This is a genomic window from Pseudomonas sp. Q1-7, from assembly GCF_028010285.1.
Taxonomy (GTDB): domain Bacteria; phylum Pseudomonadota; class Gammaproteobacteria; order Pseudomonadales; family Pseudomonadaceae; genus Metapseudomonas.
Genome location: NZ_CP116304.1, coordinates 1,289,376 through 1,307,200, shown reverse-complemented (window position 1 = coordinate 1,307,200; position 17,825 = coordinate 1,289,376). Strand labels below are relative to the sequence as shown.

Below are 17,825 nucleotides of genomic sequence, written 5' to 3'. Positions count from 1 at the left end.
TCATTTGCTCTCTTTGTTGACCGAGTTCAGCAGGAACTTGCCGATCAGGTCCTCCAGCACCAGGGCGGATTGGGTGTCACGGATAGTGCCACCATCCTTGAGCAACTCCTCTTCACCGCCGACGCTGATACCGATGTACTTTTCGCCCAGCAGGCCGGCGGTGAGGATGGCGGCAGTGGAGTCAGTGGGCAGGTTGTCCACGCGCTGCTCGACTTCCATCGTCACCCGCCCCGTGTAGCTGTCGCGATCCAGGTCGATCGCCGTGACCTTGCCGATGGTGACGCCAGCCATGGTCACCTTTGCTCTGACAGTCAAACCGGCAATATTGTCGAAATGGGCGTAGAGCTTGTACGTGTCGCCCGTGGCGCCGTAGGACAGGCCGCTGACCCTCAGGGCCAACAGCAGCAAGGCCAACAGACCGGCCAGGAGGAACAGGCCGACACCAATTTCCAAGGTGCGGATTTGCATCAGAAATCTCCAAACATCAATGCGGTCAGGATGAAGTCCAGCCCCAGCACGGCCAGCGAGGCATAGACCACGGTTTTCGTCGTTGCGCGGCTGATCCCTTCCGAGGTCGGCTCGCAGTCATAGCCCTGGAATACGGCGATCCAGGTCACCACGAAGGCGAATACGACGCTCTTGATCACGCCGTTCAGCACGTCCTCGGTGAATTGCACACTGTTCTGCATGTTGGACCAGAAAGAGCCTTCGTAGACTCCCAGCCAATCCACGGCCACCATGGCGCCGCCCCAGATGCCCACCACGCTGAAGATCATCGCCAGCAGCGGCATCGAGATGAAGCCGGCCCAAAGCCGCGGAGCGATGATGTACTTGAGTGGATCGACGCCGATCATCTCCAGGCTCGACAACTGCTCGGTGGCCTTCATGTTGCCGATCTCGGCGGTCAGCGCCGAGCCTGCACGGCCAGCGAAGAGCAGACCGGTCACCACCGGACCCAGTTCGCGCAGCAGGGTCAGGGCGACCATCTGGCCCACCGCCTGTTCGGAACCATAGTCCACCAGGATGTTGTAGCCCTGCAGGGCCAAGACCATGCCGATGAAGATGCCGGATACCACGATGATCGCCAGCGACAGCACGCCGACGGCATAGAGCTGCTTGACCAGTAGCTGGAAGCCCTGGCCCACGCCGGTTCGACCAAACAGCGCATGAATCAGGAACAGCGTCGAGCGCCCCAGCGCCTCCAGCACGTCCAGACCGGAACGCCCGAGCAGGCGAATGCGCTCGAGCACAGGTTTCTTGCGCATCAGCGCCCTCCCAGCAAGTCGTTGCGGTAATCCGGTGCCGGGAAATGGAAAGGTACCGGCCCGTCAGGGATACCTTTCATGAACTGGCGGATACGCGGGTTATCGGAATTCATCAGTTCGTCCGGAGAGCCTTGCCCCAATACCTCGGCATCGCCCACCACATAGATGTAGTCGGCGATGCTGGCGGTTTCGGCCAGATCGTGGGAAACCACGATGCTGGTGATGCCCAGGGCATCGTTGAGGAGTCGAATCAGGCGCACCAGGACGCCCATGGCAATGGGGTCCTGCCCGACGAACGGCTCGTCGTACATCAGAATCTGGGGATCGAGGGCGATGGCGCGGGCCAGCGCCACGCGGCGTTTCATTCCGCCGGACAGCTCATCCGGCATCAACTCGATGGCCCCCCGCAGCCCGACGGCCTGAAGCTTCATCAGGACAATGTCACGAATCATTTCCTCGGGCAGTTGAGTGTGCACCCGCAGCGGAAACGCGACGTTCTCGAAGACATCCAGGTCGGTGAACAGCGCACCGCTCTGGAACAGCACACCGAACTGCTTGCGCATATCGAACAGGTCGGCACGGGAAAGTTGGGGTAGGTTCTGGCCATTGACCCAGACCTCGCCGCTGGCGGGTTTGAGCTGGGCCGCAATCAGACGCAGCAGCGTGGTCTTGCCGCAGCCGGAAGGCCCCATGATGCCGGTCACCTTGCCGCGCGGGATGCGGATATCGACATCTTGGAAAATACTGCGCGTGCCGCGCTTGAAGGTTACCCCCTTCAGCTCGACGGCATAGGCGTTTTCGGCGCTCATCTGGACTCCTTGCAATACAGCCTCCCTGAAAGACGACGCGCCCCAACGCAAGGACACCCGCCCGGGACAGGCCGAACAAGGCGCGAACTATATCACCGCGCCAATGCGCCTCCCAAGGCCGCCCCAGCCCCTGTTCAGCTTTGCGACAGCTTCCTCGGCATTGGCGCGTGAGCTGAATCGCCTTTATCGCTATAATCGCTGACTTTTCCTTCGGCAACCGCGCGCCCTCCATGAGCCAATCCAGCGATCTCATCAAGTCCGCACAACGCACCATCCAGCTCGAACGCGAGGCGATCGACGCCCTTCTGCCGCGCATAGACGCTGATTTCGTACGCGCCAGCGAGCTCATCCTGGCCTGCAAGGGGCGCGTGGTGGTTGTGGGAATGGGCAAGTCCGGGCACATCGGCAAGAAAATCGCTGCTACCCTGGCGAGCACCGGGACCCCGTCCTTCTTCGTTCACCCGGCCGAAGCGAGCCATGGCGACATGGGCATGATCACCCGCGATGACGTGGTGTTGGCGCTATCCAACTCCGGCTCCACCGCTGAGATCGTCACCCTTCTGCCGCTGATCAAGCGCCTTGGCATCACCCTGATCAGCCTTACCGGGAATCCGGATTCGGCGCTGGCCAAGGCCGCCGCGGCCAATCTCGATGCCCGCGTGGCCCAAGAAGCCTGCCCGCTGAACCTGGCCCCCACCTCCTCCACCACAGCCGCCCTCGTGCTAGGTGACGCACTGGCCATCGCCCTGCTGGAGGCCCGAGGCTTCACGGCCGAAGACTTTGCCTTCTCCCACCCGGGCGGTGCACTGGGGCGGCGCCTGCTGCTCAAGGTGGAGAACATCATGCACGGCGGCGACAGCCTGCCTAGCGTCGCGCGCGGCACGCCTCTGCGTGAGGCGCTGCTGGAAATGACCCGCAAGGGCCTTGGCATGACCGTGGTGAAGGAGGATGACGGCAGTCTCGCGGGCATATTCACCGACGGCGACCTGCGCCGCACCCTGGACAAGGGCGTTGATGTGCGCCATGCCAGCATCGACGACGTCATGACCATCCACGGGAAGACCGTGCGACCGGACATGCTCGCCGCCGAAGCCCTGAAGATCATGGACGACTACAAGATCAACGTGCTGGTAGTGGTCGACGAAGACGACCGCCCCGTTGGCGCCCTGCATATCCACGACATGACCCGCGCCGGAGTGATCTGATGAGCAACGAACTCCTCGTCCGTGCCAAGGCCGTTCGCCTGGCCGTGTTCGATGTGGACGGCGTACTGACCGACGGCCGCCTCTACTTCCTGCCTGGCGGCGGCGAATTCAAGACCTTCAATACCCTCGACGGCCACGGCATCAAGATGCTGATGAATGCTGGGGTACGCACCGCCATCATCAGCGGCCGCCAGTCCGAAGTGGTCGAGCGCCGCGCACAGAACCTCGGCATCCAGCACCTGTTTCAGGGGCGCGAAGACAAGCTGGTGGTGCTTGACGGCCTGCTTGCCGAACTCGGATTGACCCATGACCAGGTCGCCTACCTCGGCGACGACCTGCCCGACCTGCCGGTGATCCGCCGCGTCGGCCTGGGCATGGCGGTCGCCAACGCCGACGCCTTTGTGCGCGAGCGCGCCCATGGCGTCACGCAAGCCCGCGGTGGCGAAGGCGCGGCGCGCGAGTTCTGCGAACTCATCCTGCGCGCCCAGGGCAAACTGGAAGCGGCGCAAGCCGCCTATCTCTGAGACCCGCCCATGCCCAAGAACCTTCGCCTGGCCCTGATCCTGACACCCGTCGTGGCGCTGCTCATCGCCCTCGGCTACTGGAACATCCGTCCGGAAAGCTTCATGGACCGGACCTCCGCCCAGCGCAACGACAATGCCATCGACTTCTACGTCGAGAACGGCAAGAGCACCCAGTTCCAGCCCGATGGCAAGCTCAACTACGAAATGACCGCCAAGCGCCTCGAACACCTCAAGGCGACCGATGTCACCTTGCTGACCAACCCCGACCTCCTGCTGCACCGCGGAACCGCCTACCCCTGGCACGTGCAGAGCGAGCGTGGCGAGGTGGGCCCCGAAGGCAAGCAGGTCGAACTGATCGACAAGGTCAGGGTGGCCCGCACTGACGCCAAGGGGCGCCCGACCATCCTGACTACCAGCCGCCTGACCGTGTTCCCCGACGAGGAATATGCGCAGACCCAGCAAGCCGTTAGAATCGACGCGGCCAATGGGGTGACCACGGCACAAGGAATGAAAGCGTACTTGAATGACGGCAGGATGCTCCTGCAGTCCAACGTAAGAGGTCAGCATGAGGTTCGTTAATACCCTCCCCCTGTTGCTCAGCCTGGGCACCGCACTCGGAAGTGCTACCGCCTGGGCACTGCCCACGGACCGCGACCAACCGATCCGCGTCCAGGCCGACAGCGCCGAGCTCGATGACAAACAGGGTGTCGCGGTGTACCGCGGCAACGTCGTGATCACCCAGGGCACCCTGAAGATCACCGGCGACACCGTCACCATCACCCAGGACGCCAATGGCGACGTCGAAGTCTTTACCTCGGTGGGCAAACCCGCCTACTACGAGCAAAGGCCCGCTGTGGACAAGGAAATCGTCAAAGCCTACGGCCTGACCATCCAGTACTTCGCCGCCAACGAGCGCATCATCCTTCTCGACCAGGCCAAGGTGGTTCAGGAAGGCAATACCTTCGAAGGCGAAAAAATCGTTTATGACACCCAACGCCAGATCGTCAACGCGGGCCGCGCCACCGGCAGCAACGTGACCACGCCGCGCCCACGGATCGACATGGTCATCCAGCCGAAGAAAAAAGAGCAGAAAGCACAGTAATGGCGACTCTCAAAGCCCAGCACCTCGCCAAGAGCTACAAGAGCCGCCAGGTGGTTCGCGACGTCAGCCTGTCCATCGACAGCGGCCAGATCGTCGGCCTCCTCGGCCCCAACGGCGCGGGCAAGACGACCTGTTTCTACATGATCGTCGGCCTGGTCAAGGCCGATCAGGGGCGCGTTCTCATCGACCAGCAGGACGTCACCCACCAGCCCATGCACGGCCGCGCCCGCGCCGGCATTGGCTACCTGCCGCAGGAAGCCTCGATTTTCCGCAAGCTCAGCGTGGCGGACAACATCATGGCGATTCTCGAGACCCGCAAGGACCTCGACCGCGCCGCACGCCGCAAAGAGCTGGAAAGTCTGCTGCAGGAATTCCATATCAGCCACATTCGTGACAGCCTCGGCATGAGCCTGTCGGGTGGCGAACGCCGTCGCGTGGAGATTGCCCGCGCCCTCGCCACCGCCCCCAAGTTCATCCTGCTGGACGAGCCCTTCGCCGGCGTGGACCCGATTTCCGTGGGCGATATCAAGCAGATCATCCATCACCTCAAGGCCAAGGGGATCGGTGTGCTCATCACCGACCACAACGTCCGCGAGACCCTGGACATCTGCGAGACCGCCTACATCGTCAGCGATGGACAGCTGATCGCCGAAGGCAATGCGGAAGCCATCCTGGCCAATCAGTTGGTGAAGGAAGTCTACCTAGGCCACGAGTTCCGCCTGTAGTTTCGCGCGACCGCGCCTACAAGGCGACTTGCGCGAGCTAGGCAAATCCTTCAAGGTCAGGCATATAATTTGCTTCCTGGTGGCGCCTCGGCGCCCTGTAGTGGATGGCGCGCGAGCGCCGGCGAATAAGGTGCTAAGCCCTCTGCCATGAAACCATCGCTAGTCCTCAAGATGGGCCAGCAGCTGACGATGACCCCTCAGCTGCAACAGGCCATCCGCCTGCTCCAACTCTCCACCCTGGACCTCCAACAGGAGATCCAGGAAGCGCTGGAGTCGAACCCGATGCTCGAGCGGCAGGAGGATGGCGACGACTTCGACACCTCCGACCCCATGGCCGAAGGCGATCAGTTGCCCAATCCCGGCAGCCAGGAGGTCAGCTTCCAGGAGTCCAGCGTCGAGACCAATGCCGAAGCCATGGAAGATGGCGAGTGGCACGAACGCATTCCTAACGAACTTCCCGTCGACACCGCCTGGGAAGACGTCTACCAGACCAGTGCCAGCAGCCTGCCGAGCAACGATGACGACGAATGGGACTTCACCTCGCGCACCTCGGTCGGTGAGAGCCTGCAGAGCCACCTGCTCTGGCAACTCAACCTGGCGCCCATGTCCGATACCGACCGCCTGATCGCGGTCACCCTGATCGACTGCATCAACAGCGACGGCTACCTTGAGGAGTCACTGGCGGAGATCGTCGATGCCTTCGACCCCGAACTCGGTATCGAACTGGACGAGGTCGAAGTCGTCCTCCACCGAATCCAGCAGTTCGAGCCCGCCGGTATCGGTGCCCGCGACCTGCGCGAGTGCCTGCTCCTGCAACTGCGCCAACTGCCCCCGGGAACCCCATGGCTGACCGAGGCACAACGACTGGCGAGCGATTTCCTCGACCTGCTGGGCGGCCGCGACTACACCCAGTTGATGCGGCGCATGAAGGTCAAGGAGGACGAGCTGCGCCAGATCATCGAACTGATCCAGGGCCTGAATCCACGCCCCGGCTCGCAGATCGAAGCGAGCGAGCCCGAGTACGTCGTACCTGACGTCATCGTTCGCAAGCACAACGAACGCTGGCTGGTGGAGCTGAACCAGGAAGCCGTGCCGCGCCTGCGTGTCAATCCTCACTACGCCGGCTTCGTCCGCCGCGCGGACTCCAGCGCCGACAACACCTTCATGCGCAACCAGTTGCAGGAGGCGCGCTGGTTCATCAAGAGCCTGCAGAGCCGCAACGAAACCCTGATGAAGGTGGCCACCCAGATCGTCGAGCACCAGCGCGGCTTTCTCGAATACGGCGAAGAGGCGATGAAACCCCTGGTCCTGCACGACATCGCTGAAGCCGTGGGCATGCACGAGTCAACCATCTCGCGCGTGACCACCCAGAAATACATGCACACACCCCGCGGAATCTACGAGCTGAAGTACTTCTTCTCCAGCCACGTCAGTACTTCGGAAGGCGGCGAATGCTCGTCTACCGCGATCCGCGCCATCATCAAGAAACTGGTCGCAGCGGAAAATCCGAAAAAGCCGTTGAGTGACAGCAAGATCGCTGGTTTACTGGAGGCACAGGGCATTCAAGTGGCCCGTCGCACAGTAGCCAAGTATCGCGAATCCCTTGGGATAGCGCCTTCCAGCGAACGAAAGCGACTGATGTGACGCGGATATTGACCCACGCCAAAGTGTTCCGGTGGCAGGCCCGTTAGCCTGTCTCTTCTACACGGGCAATAAGGAGAACGCGGTATGCAAGTCAACATCAGTGGACATCAACTGGATGTGACCGACGCCCTGCGCAACTACGTTGTCGAGAAATTCGACCGTCTGGAGCGCCATTTCGACCGAATCACCAACGTACAGGTGATCATGCAGGTCGAGAAACTCAAACAGAAAATCGAAGCCACTTTGCACATCGCCGGCGGCGAAGTCGTTGCCAATGCGGAGCATGAAGACATGTATGCCGCCATCGACCTGCTCACCGACAAGCTCGATCGCCAATTGATCAAGCACAAGGAAAAGCAGTTGAACCGCCAGCAGGGTGCCACTGCCCGCTGACCCTCTCCCCTCTATGATCCGACTCGAGCAAATCCTGACCCCCGGCCGTTCCCTGGTGAACGTGCCGGGTGGCAGCAAGAAACGTGTACTGGAACAGATTGCCAAGCTGGTCGCCCGTGATCTTCCCGACCTCGACAACCAGGATGTCTTCGAAAGCCTGGTAGCCCGGGAAAAGCTCGGCTCCACCGGATTCGGCAACGGCATTGCCATTCCCCACTGTCGCCTCACCGGCTGCATGTCGCCCATCAGCGCCGTGCTGCGCCTTGATGCTCCAGTCGATTTCGACGCCATCGACGGCGCCCCGGTTGACCTGCTGTTCGTCCTGCTGGTCCCGGAGGCCGCTACCGATGAACATCTTGAACTTCTGCGCCAGATCGCCAGTATGCTCGATCGCAGCGATGTGCGTGAGCGCCTGCGCGAGGCTCCCGACAGCACCAGCCTGTATCAGGTGGTCGTGGACGTACAGAGCGGACGCTAGGATTCCCGCATGCGCCTGATCATCGTCAGCGGTCGCTCCGGATCGGGCAAAAGCACCGCCCTCGATGTTCTCGAGGACCACGGTTTCTACTGCATCGATAACCTGCCCGCCGGCCTGCTTCCCGAACTGGCCGAACGGGCGCTGCTGCACACCGAGCTACTGGAACCCAAAGTGGCCGTGTCCGTCGACGCGCGCAACCTGCCCAGCCAGTTGCAGCGCTTTCCCGAACTGCTCATCGAGGCGCGCAGTCGCCACATCAAATGCGATGTGCTTTACCTCGACGCAGACCATGACACCCTGCTCAAGCGCTTCTCCGAAACGCGTCGGCGCCATCCACTGACCACCAACGATCGCTCCCTGGCCGAAGCCATCCAGGACGAAGAAGTCCTGCTGGCCCCCATTGCCGATCTCGCCGACCTGAAGATCGACACCACCCACCTCAACCTCTATCAGCTGCGTGACAGCATCAAGCTGCGCCTGCTGAACCAGCCGGAACCCGGTACCGCGTTCCTGGTCGAGTCCTTCGGTTTCAAGCGCGGCATGCCCGTGGACGCCGACCTGGTGTTCGACGTGCGCTGCCTGCCCAATCCTTACTGGAAGCCGGAGCTGCGCGACCATTCAGGACTGGAGCCGGCAGTCGCCGAGTACCTTGCGAGTCAACCGGACGTCGAGGAGATGTATCAGGATATCCTCGGCTACTTGAACAAATGGCTGCCGCGCTTCGCCGCCAGCAATCGCGCCTATGTCACCATTGCCATCGGCTGCACCGGCGGACATCACCGTTCGGTCTACATCGCGGAACGCCTTGGCGCGGCATTGAAACCCAGCTTGAAGAATGTCCAGGTTCGCCACCGCGACCTCAGTTAGAAGGATTGGAAACGCGATGCCCGCCTGCGAGATCACCATCATCAACAAGCTCGGCTTGCACGCCCGGGCGGCGGCGAAGTTCGTCGGCGTAGCCGGCCGTTTCCCCTGCCAGATTCGCGTGGGCCGTTCTCCCGAGAGCCTGGTGGATGGCAAGAGCATCATGGCGGTAATGATGCTGGCCGCTGGCAAAGGCACGCCCATTCATCTGCACACCGAGGGTGAGCAGGATGACGACGCCCTCAATGCACTGATCGAGCTGATCAACAACAAATTCGACGAAGGCGAATGAGCGCCGGCCGCACCCGGCCAGCAGCATCCAGCAGTTGGCGGGAGAGGCCTCTCGCGCACGCCAGGCGGGCAGGAGCCAACCTTGGAACGTTGCTGCCGCTGTGGCGATGAAGCGTTAGCTAAACCAGGAATCATCGAGAGCGAGTGCGCGGCCTGGCCTGTCAGCGCCAGTCGTCGTTGAACGACTGATCATGGAATCGATCAGGCACGCCAGCATTCAAATCATCTTGAATTTCAAGCGCAATGACCACCCGTAACAGCGCAGTGCAAGCCGGCCCAAAGTACAGCCATCGGCCAGCAATGAATCACGCGCCCGGGGGCGCGCGTTCGAGAGGCATTGAATCGATCAGCTACCGGCGACCGTCATTCGTTCGATCATGACCGAACCGGTGCGGATATTGCCGCGCAGCTCGAGATCGCTGCCGATTGCAACAATTTGACGGAACATGTCCTTCAGGTTACCGGCGATGGTCACCTCCTGAACCGGGAACTGGATCTCGCCGTTCTCCACCCAATAACCAGCGGCTCCACGGGAGTAATCGCCGGTCACCATATTCAACCCCTGCCCCATCAGCTCGGTCACAAGCAGGCCACGCCCCATGCGCCGCAGCAGCGCCGCCTGGTCTTCCTGGCCATGGCTGACGAAGAGGTTGTGCACACCACCGGCATTGGCCGTGCTGGGCAGGCCCAGTTTGCGCCCGGAATAGGTACCGAGGATGTAGGAGACGAGTTCGCCTTTCTCGACGAAAGGCTTGGCGTAAGTCGCCAGGCCGTCATTGTCGAAGGCCGCGCTGGCCATGGCACGCGGAATGTGCGGGCGTTCGTCGATGGACAGCCATTCCGGGAACAGCCGTTGGCCCAGGGCGCCTTCGAGGAACGACGACTTGCGGTACAGGTTGCCGCCGGAAATGGCGCCGAGGAAGCTGCCGAAGAGGCCGGTGGCCAGCTCGGCGGCGAACAGCACCGGCACCTCGCAGGTCGGCACCGGGCGTGCGCCCAGCCGCGCCGCTGTTCGCTCGGCGGCGCGCCGGCCGATGCTGAGCGGGTCGGCCAGTTGGCTGCCGATGCGGCTGACGTCGTACCAGTAGTCGCGCTGCATCTGGCCCTGGGCCTCGGCGATCATCACGCAGCTGAGGCTGTGCCGGGTGCTGGCATAGCCGCCGACGAAGCCATGGCTGTTGCCGTAGACCCGGCAGCCTTGATGGGTATTGAGGGTCGTGCCGTCAGCCTTGCTGACGCGCTTGTCAGTCTCGAACGCCGCTGTTTCGCAAATCAGCGCCTGCTCCACCGCCTGCTCCGGGGTGATCGCCCAGGGATGGTAGAGGTCGAGTTCCGGCAGGTCGCGGGCCATCAGCGCCGCATCGGCCAAGCCGGCGCATTCGTCCTCGGAGGCATGCCTGGCGATAGCCAGGGCTGCAGCGACGGTTTCTCGAATCGCATCCCCGCCGCTGGCAGAGGTACTGGCCGACCCCTTGCGCTGCCCGACGTACAGGGTGATGCCGAAGCCCTGATCACGGTTGAATTCGACCGTTTCCACCTCGCCCTGGCGAACGGTGGTGGACAGTCCCTGCTCCACTGAAACAGCCACTTCGCAGGCGCTGGCGCCCTGGCGTCGGGCTTCGGCAAGGATGCGCTCGACCCGCGCCTGCAGTTCCGGCAATGCTTCCGGGCCGACCACTTCTACTTCACTCATAGCCACTCCAGTTCATAAATGCTTCGACACGGCGGGACGAGCATGACGCCCCCCAGCCGTACGTACCGCGCTCCGGCGGTGCCAGCCGGGCCGGACAAGGCGGCCCCGACTGGTTATCATGGCGGCGTTTCCCACTGGACCACCCCCATGCCTGAATTCTTCGACGACGACTTCTCCGGAGAGAAGAGCAAATCCCAGGTCAAACGCGAGCTGCACGCGCTGCAGGAGCTCGGTGAGCGCCTGACCACCCTCAAGCCCGACGTGCTGGCCAAGCTGCCGCTCTCCGACGCCCTGCAGAAAGCCCTGGCCGAAGCGCCGAAGCACAAGGCCCACGTCGCCCGCAAACGGCACATCCAGTACATCGGCAAGCTCATGCGCGAGCAGGACATCGAGGCCATCGTCAGCCTGATCGACCAGCTCGACAGCTCCACCCGCGAATATAACGAACGCTTCCACGCCCTGGAGCGCTGGCGCGATCGCCTCATCGAGGGTGGCGACGCCGCCCTGGAGAGCTTCGTCGCCGACTACCCGGACACCGACCGCCAGCACCTGCGCGGCCTGATCCGCCATGCCCAGCACGAAGCAGCTCACAACAAACCGCCAGCCGCCGCGCGCAAGGTGTTCAAGTACATCCGCGACCTGGACGAATCCAAGCGCGGCCTGCGCTGATCCTGCCCGGGGCCGCCATCAGGCCCCCGTTCCTCCCACCGTGATCGCATCAATTTTCAGGGTCGGCTGGCCCACGCCTACCGGCACCGACTGACCATCCTTGCCGCAAGTGCCTACGCCACTGTCCAGCGCCAGGTCGTTACCGACCATGGACACCCGACTCATGGCCTCGGGCCCGTTACCGATCAGCGTGGCGCCCTTCACCGGTGCGGTGATCCTGCCGTTCTCGATCAGGTAGGCCTCGCTGGTGGAGAAGACAAACTTGCCGCTGGTGATGTCCACCTGGCCGCCGCCAAGGTTGGCGCAGTAGAGGCCGCGCTCCACCGAGGCGATGATCTCCTGCGGGTCGCTCTTGCCGGCCAGCATGTAGGTATTGGTCATGCGCGGCATCGGCAGATGCGCATAGGACTCGCGACGGCCGTTGCCGGTGCGCGCCACCTTCATCAGGCGGGCGTTGAGCTTGTCCTGCATGTAGCCCTTGAGCACGCCGTTCTCGATCAGCGTGGTGCACTGGGTCGGTGTGCCTTCGTCGTCGACGCTGAGGGAGCCGCGGCGATAGGCCAAAGTACCGTCGTCGACGATGGTGCACAGGCTGGAGGCGACCTTCTCGCCGATGCGGCCGCTGTAGGCCGAGCTGCCCTTGCGGTTGAAGTCCCCTTCCAGGCCATGGCCCACGGCCTCGTGCAGCAGGACGCCGGACCAACCCGCGCCCATTACCACGGGAAGGGTACCGGCCGGGGCGGGAACCGCTTCCAGGTTGACCAACGCCTGGCGCAACGCCTCGCGGGCATAGCCCATGGCGCGGTCTTCCTGAAGGAAGTAACGGTAGTCGGTACGCCCACCACCACCGTGACCGCCGCGCTCACGGCGCCCGTTCTGTTCGACGATCACGCTGACGTTGAAACGCACCAGCGGACGCACATCGGCGCCCAGGCTGCCGTCGTTGGCGGCGATGAGGATACGCTCCCAGACCCCGGCCATGCTCACGGTGACCTGCTTGATGCGCGGGTCCAGGGCACGAGTGGCGGCATCGACCTGCTTGAGCAGTTCGACCTTCTCGGCACGGCTGATCACATCCAGCGGACTGCTGGAGTCGTAGAGCCGAGTGATCTGCGGGCTGGCGAAGGCCTGTACCCGACCTTCCTGCCCGGCGCGGGATATCGACCGAGCGGCACGCGCGGCCTGGCGCAGGGCCTCGGCGGTAATGGCATTGCTGTAGGCGAAACCGGTCTTCTCGCCGGACTGGGCACGCACCCCAACGCCCTGGTCGAGATGGAAACTGCCTTCCTTGACGATGCCGTCTTCCAGTACCCAGGACTCGGACACCTGCCCCTGGAAATACAGGTCAGCGGCATCAATGCCGGGGCCCGCCAGCTCGCCGAGGATCTCCGGCAACTGCTCGATGCTGAGGTCGCCGGGCGCCAGCAACTGCTCGCTGACGGATAACAAGAGGTCGCTCATAACTTCTCCGTACGCGCCGGCCCGGGAGCGGCCGGCGTCATGAATCTTCTGTGGATGCTCACGGGCATGCGCTGGCGGATCGCCGCCTGCTCGTCCACGTCGCGGGTGGCGAGCAGCACGGCCTCACCCTGGGCGTGTTCGGCCATGACCCGGCCCCAGGGGTCGACTATGACCGAATGGCCGAAGGTTTCGCGCGGGCCGGGGTGCAGGCCGCCCTGCCCGGCCGCCAGCAGGTAGCACTGGGTTTCGATGGCGCGGGCACGCACCAACACCTGCCAGTGCGCCGCACCGGTGACGGCGGTGAAGGCCGACGGCGCACTGATCAGCTCGGCGCCCGCCTCGCGCAGTGCGCCATAGAGTTCAGGAAAGCGCAGATCGTAGCAGACGGTCAGGCCCAGCCGGCCGACCGGCGTGTCGGCCACGACCACTCGGGCACCGTGCGCATAGTCATCGGACTCGCGATAGCGGCCACGATTGTCGGTGACGTCGACATCGAACAGGTGGATCTTGTCGTAGCGCGCCGCCCGCTCACCGTGCTCGTCGATCAGCAGCGAACAGGCATGGGGACGCGCGTCGGGCCGCCCATCGGGCGGCAGCGGCAGGGTACCGGCGACTATCCACAGTTTCAGGTCGCGGGCCGCCTGGCGCAGCCAGGGCAGGATCGGGCCCTGCCCGTGCGCCTCGGCGCGGCCCAGTTCGGCCAGGTCACGGCGACCGACGGCGGCGAAGTTCTCCGGCAGCACCGCCAGGCGCGCGCCGCCTTCGGCGGCCTGTTCCAGCAGGCGCCGGGCACTGGCAAGGTTGGCCAGGACATCGTCCTGGCTGACCATCTGAATCACGGCAAGGGACATCGTAATCTCCGCACAAGGCATGGGATGCATGCTAACCCAAGCCACGCCGGCTCGCTTCAACGCGGCTTTTCAAAAGGCTTGTCGAAGGTGATCTTGGGATTCTTCCACGAACCTTCAACCCTGTACTGCACGCTGGCGAAACGCGCCACCTTGTCGCCCAACAGCTTGTCCACCACGAACAGCGCGCCACCAATGGCCGGCGCACCGACGATCAGCGCGGCCAACGGCAGGTTGTTGGTCACCGGCAGAGTCACCAGCAGCTTGGCGTCCATGCGATCGGCGGCGAGATCGAGGGTGCCGTCCAGTTCCAGGCTACTGGATGGCCCCTGCACGGTTATGGGCTGACGGGTGACGAAACGTCCGTCGCTGCCCGCCAGTACCCCCTTGACCCGGTCATAGGCCAGGCCCTTGCCGAGCAGGTCGGAAAAGTCCAGGCGCAGGCGCCGGCCGATGGAGTTGAAGTTAAGCAGACCAAACACCCGCAGCGCCTGGGCGCCTCCCTCCACTTCGACGAACTGGCCATTGCGCAAGGCGGCATCCAGGGTGCCGGAGAAACGCTTGAGGCTGACCCAGGCTGGCGACCCCGGCCAGCGCCCGTCGGCGTCCAGGCGAAAACGCTGGCTGGTGGCCGAGGGCGCGAAGTTCCAGGCCTTGAGCACATCCGCGAGGTTCTTGCCCTCCATCCGCCCCTTGTACCAGGAACTGCTGCTGGCTTCGGTACCCTCCCAACCGGCATTGCCGTGGATCTTCAGCCCCCTGAGGTCGAGATCCAAGTCACTGAAACCCACCCCCCTGGAATTGGGCCGCGCCTTGAAGGACCAACTGCCCAGGGGTGAGTCACCCAGCACGACCTGGTCGATGCGCACATCCAGCGCCGGCACCTGGCGCGGGTCGACACCCGCCAGCGGATCGGGCTTGGCATCCGCCTCGGCATCGTTCTCCGGCGGCTTGGGCAAGCGCAGCTGCTTCAGACGGATGTCGATGGGTGCATCCCGGGTATCCGCCAGCGTCACGTTGCCCTGCATCAGGGCGCTGTCCAGACCAAGGTTCCAGGTCCCCGCGGAGCGTCGCAGGCTGGCGCTGAGGTTGTCCAGGCTCATGCCGAAGCCCTTGAACCGGCCGATGTCCAGGCGGACGCTACGCAGCATGCGGGCTTGCTCGGCGCCATCCTTGTCCATGTACTGCTTGGCCAGCGCCAGCCACGGCGCGACGTCCAGCTCCTCGACCCGGCCACGAACTCGCAGCCCCTGTTCTCCCGGCAAGCGCGCCGACGCGCCCCCCAGCACCAGCTCGCCGCGTGCGTCGTCTAGTTTGCCCACAGGCGCCGCCAGGGCCAGGCTGGCGAGTCCACCATAGTCGAGCCAGTAGCGCCGTTCGTCGCCGTCCAGGGTCATGCGCCAGTTGGTATCACGACTCGCGCCGGCCGACTTGCCAAAGGGCGCCGGCAGGTCGATCGCCAGTCCCTTCAGGGTCGAATCGATACGCAGCAGGCTGTCCTTGCCGTCCAAGGTCAGGTCCAGGCTGTAGGGCAGAAGCCCAGATGCCGGCAGCGGCCGGGTGACGCCGAGCCAGGCGGTGAGCTCGGTCAGAGCAATGCTGCCGTTGGCAAGGATGCGTGAGCGGGCCTGGCCCCCGCGGCCTTCAGCCCTGGCCCTGGCGCGGACCTCGCGACCGAAGGCCTGGGCGCGAATATCCCGGGCGCTCAGCCCCTTGGCCGTGTCGTAGCGAAACACCCCCCTGAGCCGGGTGAAGGACAGCGCGGGACGGGGGATATTCAATTGCGCATCGCGGGTTTCGAGGTCCACCACGACCTGGGGTGGGAGCCCCTTCTCCAGCGGTATATCCAGCTTCAGGCTGCCGTCCAGGGTGCCCTGGCCCTGCCAGCCGGCGAAGATATCCGCCGTGCCCATCGGGGCATCCTGGAGGATCTTCAGACCGTCGGTGAAGCTGCTGTCCAGTTGCGCATTCAGCAGCAGGCGCGGCACCTCGCCGGGCTCAACATGGGGAACATCGGCCTCGGCGTCGCTCACCCGGCTGTCGAGGATGCGACCGTCCGGCACCCGGACGCGTACGCCAGTGTCCTCGACAAAGACTTCACCACGGGCCTCGCGCAGCTCCGGCCAGCCGGGCTGATAGGCCAGGCGGGCATCGCGCACCTTGAAGAACAGGCTGAGGGAGCGAGCTTGCGCCACGGCGCCCTGGACCAGAGACCCCTGGTACTGGAAGAAGCCCTCATCCACCGTTCCACCCTTGATCGCGTCCTTCAGCCACTTGGCCAGGGCGGGACTCATCCCCGGCGAGCGAGTCGGCAGGTACTTCTCGGTGTAACGGGCATCGCCGTTGCGCAGGCCGACTCGCAGATCCATGTAGTCCTCCGCCTCGGGATCGCGCATCAGGCGGATCAGCATGTCGCCGGCGATGTCGCCCTCCTCACCCTCCAGGCGCATGTAGGGACTGGCCAGGGTAAAGGCACTGTCGTCCAGGCGCCAGGTCAGCCGGGCGCGCGCCTCCCGGTAGCGCCAGGGCTTGGGAAAGAGGTGGTCCAGATGCAAGGCGAAATCGGTGGAGTCCAGGCGCAGTTCACCCTGCTGCAAATCGCCCGCGAGACTGCCACTGACGTTCTCGGCCGCAGGCGCACCGCGATAGGCGGCGAAACCGACGGCCTCCAGATTGCTGCTGAACGCCAGGCGCCCAGCGCCCTCCTGCCGGGGCCGGTAATGCAGGTTGAGGTTGCGCAGAGCGCCCCTGGGCTTGAGGCCCGCCACCACGGCGGCGGCCTGCTCGGGCAGGGGCACCAGGGCCTTCACCACCGGCAACAGGGGAGCGATATCCAGGCGGTCGGCGCTCAGGTGCCATTCCGGTTGCTCGCCGGCCCGGTGATCCAGACGCAGGTGAGCCTCGCCCCAGCGCGTCTCGCCGATGTTCGCGGCAAGGGAGTCAAGCAGGACCTGGAATCCCTCCCCGGTGCGGGTGAAGTAGGCGTTCACTCCCAGGTTGGCGAGACTGACCGCCTTGCGCTCGGCGTAGGCGCCGCGGACTTCGGGCACGTGCAGCCTGGCGACGACCCGCTGCAAGCCTCCCTTCGCCCATTCGCCCCAGAACTCGCCGCCGGCCTGCAGGCGCTGCAGATGCCAGTCGCGGGTCAGGCTGGCCGGCAGCCAGCGCGCCCAATCGGTTTGCGGAAGGCTGAGATAGATCTCGGCGCTCCCCTGCAGCCAGGCATCGAGGTTGAGCCGGGTGCGCACTCTAAGAGCCAGGGGCTGCCCATCGGGCAGGGCCAGGCGGCCATCCAGCCGCTGGCGGCTGCCGCTGGCCCTCAGGCTGAGGTTGACCTGGGTGAAACGGCTCGCTTCCTGCCCGTGAGGTTTCAGGATCAGTTGGCCGTTCAACACCGACACCCGGCCGACCTGCTGGAGCAGGTCACGCAGTTGCCGGGGGCCAGGCGGAGGCTTGTCGGAACCGGCGGCGAACCCTTCCAGCTGCCATTTCCCGGCTTCGTCCTGGCTCAGGCCAAGCTGTACGCCATCCAGCTCGAGGCGGGCGATGCGTGGCTGCCTTGCCAGCAGGCTGCCGAGCACGTCGGGCCGCACGCGAATCTCATCCAGGCGCAGGGCATCGTCACCCTCCCCCAGCTGCACGTCGTGGGCGATCAGCAGCGGTGAGAACACCTGCCAGCGACCTTCCAGGGCGCCGATCCGCAGCGGCCGGCCCAGCGCCGCGGCGGCCTTGGACTCCACCTCGGCACGGTACTCGGCCGCCAGGGGCAGCAGTTCGCGCCCAAGACTGACATAAAGCGCCGCCAACACCAGCAACAGGGCACAAGTGCCCAACGACCAGCGCAGGAGGCGCAT

The 17,825-nt window shown here is 64.3% G+C and carries 18 protein-coding genes; 11 read left to right on the top strand and 7 right to left on the bottom strand.

Going from position 1 to position 17,825, the window contains the following annotated elements; translation table 11 throughout:
- Genes mlaD through PJW05_RS06080 form a run of 3 tightly spaced genes read right to left on the bottom strand, consistent with a single transcriptional unit; the run spans window position 1 to window position 2,074 of the window.
- The gene (mlaD, locus tag PJW05_RS06090; RefSeq protein WP_271410829.1) at window positions 1–468 is read right to left on the bottom strand and encodes an outer membrane lipid asymmetry maintenance protein MlaD; all 468 of its coding nucleotides are present in this window, start codon (window positions 466–468) and stop codon (window positions 1–3) included.
- A complete protein-coding gene (gene mlaE / locus PJW05_RS06085) occupies window positions 468–1,265 on the bottom strand; it encodes a lipid asymmetry maintenance ABC transporter permease subunit MlaE (RefSeq protein WP_271410828.1) in 798 nt (265 codons plus the stop codon). The genes mlaD and mlaE overlap by 1 nt, the downstream gene beginning before the upstream one ends.
- Window positions 1,265–2,074, bottom strand: coding sequence for an ATP-binding cassette domain-containing protein (locus PJW05_RS06080; RefSeq protein WP_271410827.1), 810 nt, complete (start codon window positions 2,072–2,074; stop codon window positions 1,265–1,267). The genes mlaE and PJW05_RS06080 overlap by 1 nt, the downstream gene beginning before the upstream one ends.
- Before the next feature lie 230 nt (window positions 2,075–2,304).
- Between PJW05_RS06080 and PJW05_RS06075 the strand changes: the two genes are divergently transcribed.
- From PJW05_RS06075 to PJW05_RS06030, 10 genes are all read left to right on the top strand, one after another.
- Complete coding sequence (locus PJW05_RS06075; RefSeq protein ID WP_271410826.1) at window positions 2,305–3,279, top strand: KpsF/GutQ family sugar-phosphate isomerase; 975 nt, start codon at window positions 2,305–2,307, stop codon at window positions 3,277–3,279.
- Entirely contained in the window at window positions 3,279–3,803 is a 525-nt protein-coding gene (locus tag PJW05_RS06070) for a KdsC family phosphatase (protein ID WP_271410825.1), read from the top strand. The genes PJW05_RS06075 and PJW05_RS06070 overlap by 1 nt, the downstream gene beginning before the upstream one ends.
- 9 nt (window positions 3,804–3,812) lie before the next feature.
- Window positions 3,813–4,382: an LPS export ABC transporter periplasmic protein LptC gene (gene lptC, locus PJW05_RS06065; protein ID WP_271410824.1), complete on the top strand. Its 570-nt coding sequence runs from the start codon at window positions 3,813–3,815 to the stop codon at window positions 4,380–4,382.
- Complete coding sequence (lptA, locus tag PJW05_RS06060; protein WP_271410823.1) at window positions 4,369–4,905, top strand: lipopolysaccharide transport periplasmic protein LptA; 537 nt, start codon at window positions 4,369–4,371, stop codon at window positions 4,903–4,905. The genes lptC and lptA overlap by 14 nt, the downstream gene beginning before the upstream one ends.
- Window positions 4,905–5,630 carry an LPS export ABC transporter ATP-binding protein gene (gene lptB, locus PJW05_RS06055; protein WP_271410822.1) on the top strand — a complete coding sequence of 242 codons (726 nt, stop codon included), beginning with the start codon at window positions 4,905–4,907 and terminating at the stop codon, window positions 5,628–5,630. The genes lptA and lptB overlap by 1 nt, the downstream gene beginning before the upstream one ends.
- A 147-nt stretch (window positions 5,631–5,777) precedes the next feature.
- Window positions 5,778–7,274, top strand: coding sequence for an RNA polymerase factor sigma-54 (locus PJW05_RS06050; protein ID WP_271410821.1), 1,497 nt, complete (start codon window positions 5,778–5,780; stop codon window positions 7,272–7,274).
- 84 nt (window positions 7,275–7,358) lie between these two features.
- Window positions 7,359–7,667, top strand: coding sequence for a ribosome hibernation-promoting factor, HPF/YfiA family (hpf, locus tag PJW05_RS06045; RefSeq protein WP_016490962.1), 309 nt, complete (start codon window positions 7,359–7,361; stop codon window positions 7,665–7,667).
- Between the two features lie 13 nt (window positions 7,668–7,680).
- The gene (gene ptsN, locus PJW05_RS06040) at window positions 7,681–8,145 is read left to right on the top strand and encodes a PTS IIA-like nitrogen regulatory protein PtsN (RefSeq protein ID WP_271410820.1); all 465 of its coding nucleotides are present in this window, start codon (window positions 7,681–7,683) and stop codon (window positions 8,143–8,145) included.
- Between the two features lie 9 nt (window positions 8,146–8,154).
- On the top strand, window positions 8,155–9,012 hold the full coding sequence (gene rapZ, locus PJW05_RS06035) for an RNase adapter RapZ (RefSeq protein WP_271410819.1): 858 nt from the start codon (window positions 8,155–8,157) through the stop codon (window positions 9,010–9,012).
- Window positions 9,013–9,028: 16 nt separating this feature from the next.
- The gene (locus tag PJW05_RS06030) at window positions 9,029–9,301 is read left to right on the top strand and encodes an HPr family phosphocarrier protein (protein ID WP_044872096.1); all 273 of its coding nucleotides are present in this window, start codon (window positions 9,029–9,031) and stop codon (window positions 9,299–9,301) included.
- Between the two features lie 345 nt (window positions 9,302–9,646).
- Here the strand turns inward: PJW05_RS06030 and pmbA are convergent, their stop codons facing one another.
- Window positions 9,647–10,993: a metalloprotease PmbA gene (gene pmbA, locus PJW05_RS06025; RefSeq protein WP_271410818.1), complete on the bottom strand. Its 1,347-nt coding sequence runs from the start codon at window positions 10,991–10,993 to the stop codon at window positions 9,647–9,649.
- A 147-nt stretch (window positions 10,994–11,140) separates the two neighbouring features.
- On the opposite strand from pmbA, the gene yjgA reads away from it, so the two are divergent.
- Entirely contained in the window at window positions 11,141–11,662 is a 522-nt protein-coding gene (gene yjgA / locus PJW05_RS06020) for a ribosome biogenesis factor YjgA (protein WP_271410817.1), read from the top strand.
- A gap of 18 nt (window positions 11,663–11,680) precedes the next feature.
- On the opposite strand, the gene tldD is transcribed toward yjgA, so the two are convergent.
- Genes tldD through PJW05_RS06005 form a run of 3 tightly spaced genes read right to left on the bottom strand, consistent with a single transcriptional unit; the run spans window position 11,681 to window position 17,825 of the window.
- Window positions 11,681–13,123 (bottom strand): metalloprotease TldD, encoded by a 1,443-nt coding sequence (gene tldD / locus PJW05_RS06015; protein WP_271410816.1) that lies wholly within the window; start codon window positions 13,121–13,123, stop codon window positions 11,681–11,683.
- Window positions 13,120–13,974, bottom strand: a complete 855-nt coding sequence (locus PJW05_RS06010; protein ID WP_271410815.1) for a carbon-nitrogen hydrolase family protein — start codon at window positions 13,972–13,974, stop codon at window positions 13,120–13,122. Before PJW05_RS06010 ends, tldD begins: the two co-directional genes overlap by 4 nt.
- 56 nt (window positions 13,975–14,030) lie before the next feature.
- Entirely contained in the window at window positions 14,031–17,825 is a 3,795-nt protein-coding gene (locus PJW05_RS06005; protein ID WP_271410814.1) for a YhdP family protein, read from the bottom strand.

What these genes read in the sequence shown, in the direction of transcription:
- rapZ (WP_271410819.1), top strand. Translation starts at nt 8,155, where the DNA reads ATGCGCCTGATCATCGTCAGCGGTCGCTCCGGATCGGGCAAAAGCACC.
- mlaD (WP_271410829.1), bottom strand. Translation starts at nt 468, where the DNA reads ATGCAAATCCGCACCTTGGAAATTGGTGTCGGCCTGTTCCTCCTGGCC.
- PJW05_RS06030 (WP_044872096.1), top strand. Translation starts at nt 9,029, where the DNA reads ATGCCCGCCTGCGAGATCACCATCATCAACAAGCTCGGCTTGCACGCC.
- ptsN (WP_271410820.1), top strand. Translation starts at nt 7,681, where the DNA reads ATGATCCGACTCGAGCAAATCCTGACCCCCGGCCGTTCCCTGGTGAAC.
- PJW05_RS06010 (WP_271410815.1), bottom strand. Translation starts at nt 13,974, where the DNA reads ATGTCCCTTGCCGTGATTCAGATGGTCAGCCAGGACGATGTCCTGGCC.
- PJW05_RS06070 (WP_271410825.1), top strand. Translation starts at nt 3,279, where the DNA reads ATGAGCAACGAACTCCTCGTCCGTGCCAAGGCCGTTCGCCTGGCCGTG.
- hpf (WP_016490962.1), top strand. Translation starts at nt 7,359, where the DNA reads ATGCAAGTCAACATCAGTGGACATCAACTGGATGTGACCGACGCCCTG.
- yjgA (WP_271410817.1), top strand. Translation starts at nt 11,141, where the DNA reads ATGCCTGAATTCTTCGACGACGACTTCTCCGGAGAGAAGAGCAAATCC.
- lptC (WP_271410824.1), top strand. Translation starts at nt 3,813, where the DNA reads ATGCCCAAGAACCTTCGCCTGGCCCTGATCCTGACACCCGTCGTGGCG.
- lptB (WP_271410822.1), top strand. Translation starts at nt 4,905, where the DNA reads ATGGCGACTCTCAAAGCCCAGCACCTCGCCAAGAGCTACAAGAGCCGC.
- mlaE (WP_271410828.1), bottom strand. Translation starts at nt 1,265, where the DNA reads ATGCGCAAGAAACCTGTGCTCGAGCGCATTCGCCTGCTCGGGCGTTCC.
- pmbA (WP_271410818.1), bottom strand. Translation starts at nt 10,993, where the DNA reads ATGAGTGAAGTAGAAGTGGTCGGCCCGGAAGCATTGCCGGAACTGCAG.
- tldD (WP_271410816.1), bottom strand. Translation starts at nt 13,123, where the DNA reads ATGAGCGACCTCTTGTTATCCGTCAGCGAGCAGTTGCTGGCGCCCGGC.
- lptA (WP_271410823.1), top strand. Translation starts at nt 4,369, where the DNA reads ATGAGGTTCGTTAATACCCTCCCCCTGTTGCTCAGCCTGGGCACCGCA.
- PJW05_RS06080 (WP_271410827.1), bottom strand. Translation starts at nt 2,074, where the DNA reads ATGAGCGCCGAAAACGCCTATGCCGTCGAGCTGAAGGGGGTAACCTTC.
- PJW05_RS06005 (WP_271410814.1), bottom strand. Translation starts at nt 17,825, where the DNA reads ATGCGCCTCCTGCGCTGGTCGTTGGGCACTTGTGCCCTGTTGCTGGTG.
- PJW05_RS06075 (WP_271410826.1), top strand. Translation starts at nt 2,305, where the DNA reads ATGAGCCAATCCAGCGATCTCATCAAGTCCGCACAACGCACCATCCAG.
- PJW05_RS06050 (WP_271410821.1), top strand. Translation starts at nt 5,778, where the DNA reads ATGAAACCATCGCTAGTCCTCAAGATGGGCCAGCAGCTGACGATGACC.